The 8128-nt window shown below is 60.7% G+C and carries 6 protein-coding genes; 2 read left to right on the top strand and 4 right to left on the bottom strand.

Annotation, left to right across the window (positions count from 1 at the left end; all coding sequences use genetic code 11):
* Positions 1–638: 638 nt before the first annotated feature.
* The 4 genes from kdpC to kdpF are packed head-to-tail and all read right to left on the bottom strand — an operon-like array spanning position 639 to position 5224.
* Positions 639–1226: a potassium-transporting ATPase subunit KdpC gene (gene kdpC / locus AWB74_RS24730; RefSeq protein WP_061149328.1), complete on the bottom strand. Its 588-nt coding sequence runs from the start codon at positions 1224–1226 to the stop codon at positions 639–641.
* Between the two features lie 4 nt (positions 1227–1230).
* On the bottom strand, positions 1231–3360 hold the full coding sequence (kdpB, locus tag AWB74_RS24725; protein WP_061149327.1) for a potassium-transporting ATPase subunit KdpB: 2130 nt from the start codon (positions 3358–3360) through the stop codon (positions 1231–1233).
* A 14-nt stretch (positions 3361–3374) separates the two neighbouring features.
* Positions 3375–5132: a potassium-transporting ATPase subunit KdpA gene (gene kdpA / locus AWB74_RS24720; protein WP_061149326.1), complete on the bottom strand. Its 1758-nt coding sequence runs from the start codon at positions 5130–5132 to the stop codon at positions 3375–3377.
* Positions 5129–5224: a K(+)-transporting ATPase subunit F gene (kdpF, locus tag AWB74_RS24715; protein WP_061126605.1), complete on the bottom strand. Its 96-nt coding sequence runs from the start codon at positions 5222–5224 to the stop codon at positions 5129–5131. The genes kdpA and kdpF overlap by 4 nt, the downstream gene beginning before the upstream one ends.
* Before the next feature lie 730 nt (positions 5225–5954).
* Here kdpF and AWB74_RS24710 point away from each other — a divergent pair.
* Complete coding sequence (locus tag AWB74_RS24710) at positions 5955–6923, top strand: hypothetical protein (protein WP_235024674.1); 969 nt, start codon at positions 5955–5957, stop codon at positions 6921–6923.
* 411 nt (positions 6924–7334) lie between these two features.
* Complete coding sequence (gene xth / locus AWB74_RS24705; RefSeq protein WP_061149324.1) at positions 7335–8117, top strand: exodeoxyribonuclease III; 783 nt, start codon at positions 7335–7337, stop codon at positions 8115–8117.
* Positions 8118–8128 lie beyond the last annotated feature (11 nt).

Below are 8128 nucleotides of genomic sequence, written 5' to 3'. Positions count from 1 at the left end.
AAACGGGCTACCGCTTCGCGTGCACGGAAGGGATCAGCAACCGAACACTGAGGGCAATATACAAGTAACCAAAGAAACAGCTATCCCCAGCCTAAGCACTTCATGCCGGCCGCGGCACAGGCGATCACCTAATGGCTCCCAGAGTAGCGAGTGCCCTCGTAGGCCTCACCGGGCTTGGATCGCGCACGGTCTGGCACATCGCGCCGCACCACTGACTGGTTCAGCACCAATAGCTCCGGCCCGCTTCGCGGCCGACGGGTCAAGCGGGTCTGCGCGTACCTCTTTGCTAACCGCTCCATCTCACTGCCTGTAATCTTCGTTGGTTTCCCTTGCATTCCCGGCGGCAGCGCGTAGCGCTGTGCCGGAACTCTTTCGTGCTGAACCAGCACGCTTTGAGCTATCGGGCGGCAGACCGTGCGCGGTCCACGCCGCAACAGGCCTTCGAGAACACTCGCTACTCCGGGTTCCATTCAACCAATCGCCTGTGCCGCGGCCGGCATGAAGTGCTCAGGCTGGGAGAAGCTGCTTTCTTTGGTGACTTTCTTTGCAGCAGCAAAGAAAGTTACCCCCGCCCCGGGGAGGGGCAATGCTAATAAACCAACACGAATACGGGATCCGGCGAAAACCCAAACAGCCCCCTACTTCAAAGCCCCCACACCATCGAGCGCAAGATTCAATTTAAGCACATTCACCCGAGGCTCTCCGAGCAGACCAAACTGCCGCCCGGTGGTGGCCTGAGCCACAAGCGCTTCGACTTGCCCAGTCGACATCCCCCGCGCCGCAGCAACCCTCTCCACCTGATACAAAGCCGCCGCCGGACTAATCTCCGGATCGAGCCCGCTTCCGGAGGAAGTAACAAGATCCACCGGCACGGCAGCAGCAGACTGGCCCGAACCCACCGCCCCCCGCAACGCGGCAACACGAGCCGTCACCTCATCCGCAAGAACAGAATTCGTCGGCCCGAGATTCGAGCCGCCAGAACTCCCGGCGTTATACGGATTCGGCGTCGTAGCCGACAAACGCCCCCAGAAGTACCGAGGCGCATCGAACTGCTGACCGATGATCTCCGACCCGACGATTTTCCCATCGCGCTCGATCAGACTGCCATTGGCCTCGCGATGAAACGCCGCCTGCCCGAGCGCCGTCACGATCGCCGGATAAACGAGCCCGGTCACGATCGTCAGCGCGACGAACATCACGATGACAGGACGCAAGATGTTCTTCATGATTTCAACTCCATCCAAGTGCGGTAATGACCATATCGATCAGCTTGATGATCGGAAACGGCAGCAGAATGCCGCCCAACCCATAAACCAGCAGATTGCGCCGCAAGAGCGTCGCCGCACCCAGCGCGCGATACTTCACACCCCTCAGCGCGAGCGGAATCAGAAACACGATGATCAGCGCATTGAAGATCACCGCCGACAAAATCGCCGACGACGGCGACGCCAGATGCATCACGTCCAGCACGCGCAATTGCGGATACGTCGTCGCGAACGCGGCCGGGATGATCGCGAAATACTTCGCCACGTCGTTCGCAATCGAAAACGTCGTCAGCGAGCCGCGTGTCATCAACATCTGCTTGCCGATCTCGACGATCTCGATCAGCTTCGTCGGGTTCGAATCGAGATCGACCATGTTGCCCGCTTCCTTCGCGGCCTGCGTGCCCGTGTTCATCGCGACTGCGACGTCGGCCTGCGCGAGCGCGGGCGCATCGTTGGTGCCGTCGCCCGTCATCGCCACGAGCCGCCCTTCGGCCTGATGCGCGCGGATGGTCGACAGCTTCGCTTCGGGCGTCGCTTCGGCGAGGAAGTCGTCGACGCCCGCTTCCGCCGCGATCGCCGCCGCGGTCAGACGATTGTCGCCCGTCACCATCACCGTTTTGATGCCCATCTTGCGCAGTTCCGCAAAGCGCTCGCGAATCCCGCCCTTCACGATGTCCTTCAGCTCGATCACGCCCAACGCGCGCGTCTTGCCCTCGACGCCTTCCGCGACGACCAACGGCGTGCTGCCGCGACGCGCGATCTCGTCGACGGCGCTCTGCACGTCCTGCGGAAAGCGCCCGCCGCGTTCCTCGACGTACTTCTTCACCGTCTCGGCCGCGCCCTTGCGAATCTCGCGATTCGGCAGATCGACGCCGCTCATGCGCGATTGCGCCGAGAACGCCAGAAAGTTCGCGTGCAGCACGGCCATGTCGCGCTCGCGGATATTGAAGCGCTGCTTCGCCAGCACGACGATGCTGCGGCCCTCCGGCGTTTCATCGGCGAGCGACGCGAGTTGCGCCGCATCGGCGAGATCGCGCTCCGCGATGCCCGGCGCCGGCACGAACGCCGACGCCTGACGATTGCCGAGCGTGATCGTGCCGGTCTTGTCGAGCAGCAGCACGTCGACGTCGCCGGCCGCTTCGACCGCGCGGCCCGACGTGGCGATCACGTTTGCCTGCATCATGCGGCTCATGCCCGCGACGCCGATCGCAGAAAGCAGCCCGCCGATGGTCGTCGGAATCAGGCACACGAGCAGCGCGACGAGCGCCGTGATCGTCACGACATGGCCCTGCTTCGCCGCGTCGACCGCAAAGATCGAGAACGGCAGCAAGGTCGCGGTCGCGAACAGCAGCACGAGCGTGAGCGCGACGAGCAGGATCGTGAGCGCGATTTCGTTGGGCGTCTTCTGACGCTTCGCGCCCTCGACCATCGCGATCATGCGATCGAGAAACGCCTCGCCGGGATTCACCGACACGCGCACCACGATCCAGTCCGACAGCACGCGCGTACCGCCCGTCACCGACGAGAAATCGCCGCCCGACTCGCGGATCACCGGCGCGGATTCGCCCGTGATCGCGGATTCATCGACGGACGCGACGCCTTCGATCACTTCGCCATCGGCGGGAATGACATCGCCCGCTTCGACGAGCACGACGTCGCCCTTCACGAGATCGGTCGACGTCGTGATGCGGATCGGCGACTTCGGATGCGGCTCGTTGAGCTTCTTCGCCATCACGTTGTGCTTCGCCTCGCGCAGCGAAGCGGCCTGCGCCTTCGAGCGCCCTTCCGCGAGCGCCTCGGCAAAGTTCGCGAACAGCACCGTGAACCACAGCCACAGCGCGATCGCGAGAATGAAGCCCGCGGGCGCTTCGGCCTGACCGGCGAGCGCGGCGATCCAGAGCACCGTCGTCAGAATGCTGCCGACGTAGACGCAGAACATCACCGGATTGCGCAACTGCGTGCGCGGCGCGAGCTTTTTGAACGCATCGGCGACTGCGGGCCTGACGAGCGACGGATCGAACATCGAGCGCACCGCCGTACGCGCCTGCCCGAGATTCTCCGGGCGATGCAATGGCGCTTGATTCATTTGAGTCATGCTGTCCTCGAGATTCAGTAGCCTGCGATCATGGTGAGATGCTCGACGATGGGGCCGAGCGCGAGCGCAGGCACATACGTGAGCGCGCCGACGAGCAGCAGCGTGCCCAGCAGCAGCACCACGAAGAGCGGACCGTGCGTCGGCAACGTGCCCGCGTTCACGGCGAGGCGCTTTTTCGCGGCGAGCGAGCCCGCGATCGCGAGGATCGGCACGATGGTCCCGAAACGCCCGAACCACATCGCAATGGCGAGCATCGTGTTGTAGAACGGCGTGTTCACCGAAAGACCCGCGAATGCGCTGCCGTTGTTGTTGGCGGCCGAGCTGAACGCGTACAGGATTTCGGAGAAGCCGTGCGCGCCCGGATTCAGGATGCCCGCCTTGCCCGCTTCCGTGAGCACGGCGATGGACGTGCCCAGCAACACGAGCAAAGGTGTGAGCAGAATGACGATGGAGACCATCTTCATATCGAACGCCTCGATCTTCTTGCCGACGTACTCGGGCGTGCGGCCGATCATCAGCCCGGCGACGAACACCGCCAGCAAGGCGAACGCGAGCATGCCGTAGAGACCGGAGCCGACCCCGCCGAAGATCACTTCGCCGAGCTGGATGAGCAGCATCGGGATGAGCCCGCCGAGCGGCGTCAGCGAATCGTGCATGTTGGCGACCGCGCCGCATGATGCCGCCGTCGTCGCCACCGTGAAGATGCCCGACTGCGCGATGCCTAAACGCGTTTCCTTGCCTTCCATGTTGCCGCCCGCCTGAAGCGGCGACGCTTGCGTATCGACGTGAAGCGACGTGAAGAGCGGATTGCCCGCCTGCTCCGCCGATATCTCGCCGACGCACGACACCGCGAACGCGATGGTCATCGCCGCGAGCACGGCATAGCCCTGACGCCCGTCGCCGACCATGCGCCCGAAGGTGACGCACAGGCCCGCCGGAATGAGCAGGATCGCGAGCATCTGCATGAAGTTGGAGAACGGCGTCGGGTTCTCGAACGGATGCGCCGAGTTCGCGTTGAAGAAGCCGCCGCCGTTGGTCCCGAGCATCTTGATCGATTCCTGCGATGCGACCGGGCCCATCGGCAGAGTCTGCTTGTCGACCTTGATGGTTTCCGTTTGCGTCTTGTACGACGTCACTTCGAGCGTGGGCACGTCTTCATATGCCTTGAAGTTCTGGATCACGCCCTGGCTCACGAAGACCAGTGCGAACACGATCGCGAGCGGCATGAGCACATAAAGCGTCGAGCGCGTGAGGTCGACCCAGAAGTTGCCGATGGTCTGCGCGCTGTGGCGCTTGAATCCGCGGATCAGCGCGATGACGACGGCGATGCCCGTCGCCGCCGACAGGAAGTTCTGCACCGTGAGGCCGAGCATTTGCGCGAGATAGCCGAGCGTGCTTTCGCCGCCGTAGTCCTGCCAGTTCGTGTTCGCGACGAAGCTGATGGCGGTGTTGAACGCGGCATCGGGCGTCATGCCGCTCATGCCTTGCGGGTTGAGCGGCAGCAGGCCTTGCAGGCGCAGGATCGCGTACAGCACGATTGCGCCGAGCACGTTGAAGAGCAGGACGGCAAGCGCGTATTGCTTCCACGACATCTCGGCGTCCGGATCGACGCCCGCGATGCGATAGAGCATCGACTCGATGGGACGCCCGATCTTGCGAACCATTGCCGACGTGCCTTCGAATACGCCGGCCATATAGCGCCCGAGCGGAATCGCGAGCGCGATCAGCACGACGAGGAAAATCGCCGTCTGCGCGAAGGTATTCGCGTTCATTCGAGATCCTCCGCGCGCAGGAGCGCGTACACGAGGTACACGAAGAGGAGCAGCGTCGAGGCCGCGGCGAGCCACATCATCCAGGCGTTCATGAGCGGCCTCCCGTCACGCGGCGGCGCAAATGATCGCAGCCGCTCGTGAGCGCCACGCAAACGCCCCAAAAAAGGACGATGCCGGCGAGGTAAAGCAGGTCCATTGTCGTGTTCTCCCCTTGTGTGGTTCAGGACAAGGTGGAGATTAGGGATTCGCGCGTAAAGGGCGGGATAAAGGTGGGGGGTGGGGTGTAAAAATGGTGTAAACGAATTCCGGGAGATCACAGTCTCGACGTCCAGAGAACGCGAGTAAATGACGCTTCCTGCTGCTGCCAATCGAGATTCTTCAGCGAGTCGACGGGGACCAGGAGACAAAGCGTCCTACGGCTTTCTCGATCCGTTTGAGGTCCGCGACAGATGGTGTCGGCAGTTCATAGACATGTGAATGCGAGATCACCGGTCCGGCGTCCTCGGCGCGAGCGTAGTCCAAACCGTCAATCACGAAGTGCTTCGTTTTTAGACCGATGCTCCGTACACCGCACCGCTCAATGTCTGCACAACGAGACCGCAGCCTTCGCGAGACATCTCGGCTTGCGTGTGGATCAGCAGGCACGGACGGCGCACTTTGGCATAGAGTGCTCTGCGTCCAGCATGAATCATTCACGATATGTTTAGGACTTCTCCACTCTAGTCGACGTGTTACGATTGCTGCCTGTCCATCTCGGGGCTGTGTGGGAACATGAGCGAAAGTTCAAAGTGGAAAGATAAGCTGTTGTCATCAAGCGTGCCCATGGAATTCGAGGTCTCAAAGCTCTTGGTGAAGCACGGCTTCTTCGCCCGCGCAGATTTCACTTACACTCGACACGGCGCGGAATCCAAAAATGATTTTTCCGTTGACTTGGAGGCAGTGAGCTATCTCCCATTTCGCAATCGTGTCGCAACTATGGCATCTCTTCACTTGCTAGTTGAGTGCAAGCATCGACACAGGAACAATAAATGGCTGTTCTTCCCTGATCCGAACGTCGATAAATTCTGGCAGATTACTTTCGGACGGACGTTGAGGGTTGTGGACGACTTTTCTCCGGTCATGTTGAACGATAAGTATTCGGTTGCGTTCGATGAAAGTTTGATCTTTTGCATCAAGGGAGTTGAGGTTGATATAGCCTCCGCGAAAGTCTACGACTCGGAAATTAAACATGGTCTATCACAGCTTCAATATGCGTTGCCACGCCTCGTTTCGGAATGTATCGAGTTCAACTTGGATTTGAGTCCGCACCATTCGTATCCGTTCATGTTCTGTCCGATCCTTCTCACCACTTCGGACATCTTTGTGGCCTCATCGGACACGACCATCAATACCGTCGAACACGCGGAAAATATTGACGATTTCGCGAGCCCCGTGCCCTGGCTAGTCATGCTGTTCGACCGGTCTCCGGAATTCCACCGACACCGATCTGTCGCGTTTCAGAACCTGATACGATTCTTGCGCAAAGACCTTCCATTGAGCCGCCTAGACGACATACGCCGGAAAACCAGCGTTCATGAGCGATTCTTGCCATCACACCTCTGCGATGACTCGATCCGTGATACGGCCAACGGCGCTATAAACAGCCATTTTGGGCGAACTATTGTTTGCTCACTTGCGAATTTCGAAGCGCTGCTAATCAAATTGAAGGCCCTTGCCAGTTGGACCAGCAGAGCGCGAATTCCTTTGCTCGATCCTAACTCGCCAATCTCGGAAGCAGGAATGCGCCTATGACGCGAGCGCCCTTCACGTCGTGGACTGTCCTGCGTTGGGGACTCCCTCGAACGGCAGCCACTCGTTGCCGAACCTTGTCGGCACGGCCTCAACTGCTTGCCGAAATCGTCCGCATTCAGGTCACAAGTGGAGTTGCGGTAAGGCCACAACGCCCAAACTCTACAAGTTGAGGGACTTGATGGCGCAACTCAACATCTGAAAGGCCACGGCCTACCGCATGGTGCACACTGGTAAACTGCGCCTCGTAAAGATCGGGCTGCGTTCGAGTGGAATTACTATGGAGGGCGTTGACGTTCTGCTCGCGCCGCCGACTCCGCCAAATCACATTGCGATAGCTAAGTGGGTAGCCAAACGGAATTATTAGCTACCCATCGGCCGCACTTACCCGCCCAGTAAGCTTCTGGAAATTTGATGAAAATCGCCACCTGGAACGTCAATTCCCTCAAAGTCCGCCAGCAGCACGTCATCGACTGGCTCGCACAAACGCAGGTCGACGTCCTGTGTCTTCAGGAACTCAAACTCCCCGACGAAAAATTCCCCCGCGCCGAACTCGAAGCCGCCGGCTATAAAAGCTGGTTCGCAGGTCAGAAGACGTACAACGGCGTCGGCATCCTGGTGCGCGCCGAATCGAACTTCGAGGTCGATGAAATCAACGTCGTGCGCAATATCCCCGGCTTCGAGGATTTGCAGCAGCGCGTGATCGCCGCGACGGTCAACGGCGTGCGCATCATCTCCGCGTATTTCCCGAACGGCCAGGCGCCCGGCTCCGAGAAATTCGCCTACAAGATGCGCTGGCTGGATGCGCTGCGCGTATGGTTGCGCGAAGACATGGCGCGTCACCCACAGCTCGCGCTCTGCGGCGACTACAACATCGCGCCGGACGACCGCGACGTGCACGATCCGAAGGCCTGGGAAGGACAAAATCTCGTGTCGCCGGAAGAGCGCGCGCACTTCGTGCAGCTCGTCGAACTGGGGCTCATCGATGCCTTCCGCAAGTTCGAGCAGACTGAGAAGCTCTTCACGTGGTGGGATTACCGGATGCTGGCGTTCCGACGCAACGCGGGGCTGCGCATCGATCACATTCTTCTGTCGGCGGAACTCGCGGCGCGCTGCACGTCGTGCGAAGTCGACAAGGTGCCGCGCAAATGGGATCAGCCGTCGGACCACGCACCCGTGATCGCGACGATCGGCTGATCCCGCTGGTT

The organism is Caballeronia arvi (assembly GCF_001544695.2).
Lineage (GTDB): Bacteria > Pseudomonadota > Gammaproteobacteria > Burkholderiales > Burkholderiaceae > Caballeronia > Caballeronia arvi.
The sequence above is the reverse complement of the archived record's forward strand: the minus strand, read 5'-3'. Positions and strand labels throughout refer to the sequence as shown.

Excerpts from the sequence above, each read along its gene's own strand:
- AWB74_RS24710 (WP_235024674.1), top strand. The coding sequence starts at position 5,955 with ATGGAATTCGAGGTCTCAAAGCTCTTGGTGAAGCACGGCTTCTTCGCC.
- kdpA (WP_061149326.1), bottom strand. The coding sequence starts at position 5,132 with ATGAACGCGAATACCTTCGCGCAGACGGCGATTTTCCTCGTCGTGCTG.
- kdpB (WP_061149327.1), bottom strand. The coding sequence starts at position 3,360 with ATGACTCAAATGAATCAAGCGCCATTGCATCGCCCGGAGAATCTCGGG.
- kdpC (WP_061149328.1), bottom strand. The coding sequence starts at position 1,226 with ATGAAGAACATCTTGCGTCCTGTCATCGTGATGTTCGTCGCGCTGACG.
- kdpF (WP_061126605.1), bottom strand. The coding sequence starts at position 5,224 with ATGAACGCCTGGATGATGTGGCTCGCCGCGGCCTCGACGCTGCTCCTC.
- xth (WP_061149324.1), top strand. The coding sequence starts at position 7,335 with ATGAAAATCGCCACCTGGAACGTCAATTCCCTCAAAGTCCGCCAGCAG.